The sequence below is a fragment of the Pseudemcibacter sp. genome (assembly GCF_965661635.1).
Lineage (GTDB): Bacteria > Pseudomonadota > Alphaproteobacteria > Sphingomonadales > Emcibacteraceae > Pseudemcibacter.
On the sequence record NZ_CBFIEP010000124.1, the window covers coordinates 1 to 1,876 of the forward strand.

2 protein-coding genes are annotated in these 1,876 nt (G+C 43.3%); both read left to right on the plus strand.

Features of this window, described 5'->3' with window-relative positions; translation table 11 throughout:
* The first annotated feature begins 145 nt into the window (after positions 1-145).
* Positions 146-433 carry a hypothetical protein gene (locus ACTF6W_RS08145; protein ID WP_438994045.1) on the plus strand — a complete coding sequence of 96 codons (288 nt, stop codon included), beginning with the start codon at positions 146-148 and terminating at the stop codon, positions 431-433.
* 97 nt (positions 434-530) lie between these two features.
* A partial coding sequence (locus ACTF6W_RS08150; protein WP_438994046.1) for a TolC family protein occupies positions 531-1,876 on the plus strand: 1,346 nt, incomplete at its 3' end.

A 1,876-nucleotide genomic window follows, 5' to 3' on the forward strand; every position in this document is an offset into this window, starting at 1 on the left:
CGAAACAAAATTAAACTAAAAACAATGGCCAAACGAAAACGCTTGCACATTAAAGCTATGGCCGCATAATATTAACAGATGGAGCAGAATACTCTCTTATTATAAAGACTTAAAAACCCAACTTTCCCTGATGACGTACACCTTGGTGGCAAGCTATACGGAGGGTGAAGGTACGGCTGAGAGTGTCACATCTGCTGCGACGTCTGCAGTTGGTAATGTCAATGATGCTCCGACGGGTTCTGTGACCATCAGCGGGACAGCGACAGAAGATCAAACCTTAACAGCCAATAATACACTGGCTGATGAAGACGGCCTTGGGTCTATCTCCTATCAGTGGCAGCGCGATAATGTTGATGTTGGTGCTGCTATTACCGTGGTGGACAGTCTTAACACAACGAATGGCACTGGTAAGTTTGATCTTTATATTCTATAGTGGATAGATCATTCATATGTGCAAGATTTTTACTGAGGGTAAGTGTATTTAATGGCAACAGAAAAAATAACTTTTTTGAAGTTTAAGAGTTTTTAAAATGAAAATAAAGCGGCAATTTTTCGGCACAATTATCATTTCAATTCTTATTTCCCCTGTTATGGTATGTCAGGCTTTAGAAAGTTCGGATTATTCTGTCGTAGCCTCTTATGCACAAATTTTTAAAGAAAATGTCCAATTGGCTGTAAGCGAACATCCACGCACTTCGGCGGCTTTGGCGTCACGCGAGGAACAAAAATATCGCGAAGACGAAGCGCGTTCGGCACTATACCCACAAATAGGGGTTGATCTATCTGGTCGCCACCGTCTGTTGAATAACTTTGAGGATCGTTTCGATAATATCACTCAGCGTAGTTTGCGTGATACGGCGGCAAATGTTTCAGTTGTTGGTAGGCAGTTAATTTATGATGGTGGCAGCACTTATAGCCGCATTTCAAGCGCCAAGCATGCTTTTACCGCAGCGCACGAAGAATATGCCCTCGAAGCCTCAGCCGTCGCTTTAGCCGCTGTAGAGGCTCATTACTATGTGCTTTTTCAACGTATGAGAAAAGAATACCAAGCTGAAAATGTAATGCGGCACCGTGAAATATTGGATATGGTCAATCAACGGTTTGAAAGTGGACGGGGTGCCAATCAAGATGTGACTTTGATGGAATCGCGTTTGGCGATTGCTGAAACCCAATCGTCACGTGCTGAATTGGATCTTGAAGAAGCGACCAGCCATTATGAAGAAATATATAACTTTTCTCCGGACAATTTAAAGCGGCCTGATTTTGGCGTTGAATTACCGAAATCGGAAAATGAAGCCCTTGAAATGGGGTTTCAGAATAGCCCTCTTCTTGTGATGGCGTCATCACGTTCGTTATCATCAAGAGATGAAGTGAACGCAGCGAAAGGGGAAAGACTGCCTAGTCTTTCTGTTGAATTAGCGGCAACGAAATATGACCTTGAGCGCGGCACACCGGATTATGATGTAACGGGACGGCTGTTATTAAATTACAGCCTTTATAACGGCGGGGCAAGGTCTGCGCGGATTTCAAGATCACAGAAAAATTATGAACGCGCCCGCCATTCTGAAGACAATATTTCACGTGAGGTTAATCGCGGGATTAAAGTATCCTTCCAAAATATGGAAAGTCAGAAACGACAGCTCTTTTCATTAGAAAAAGCCGTTAGTGCAAGTCGCATTAACCGCGATCAAACACGTGAACAGTTCGAAGTCACAGGCGGAAGTCTCTTTTCATTACTCGAGGCAGAAAGAGAACACCAAAGTGCTTTAGAGCAACATTTAAGCGGCCTGATTGAAACAGATCTTTCCGTTTATCGCTTGCTCGATAGTATGGGTACATTATTGCCGACCCTGAATGTCATTTTGGAGCGTAATGA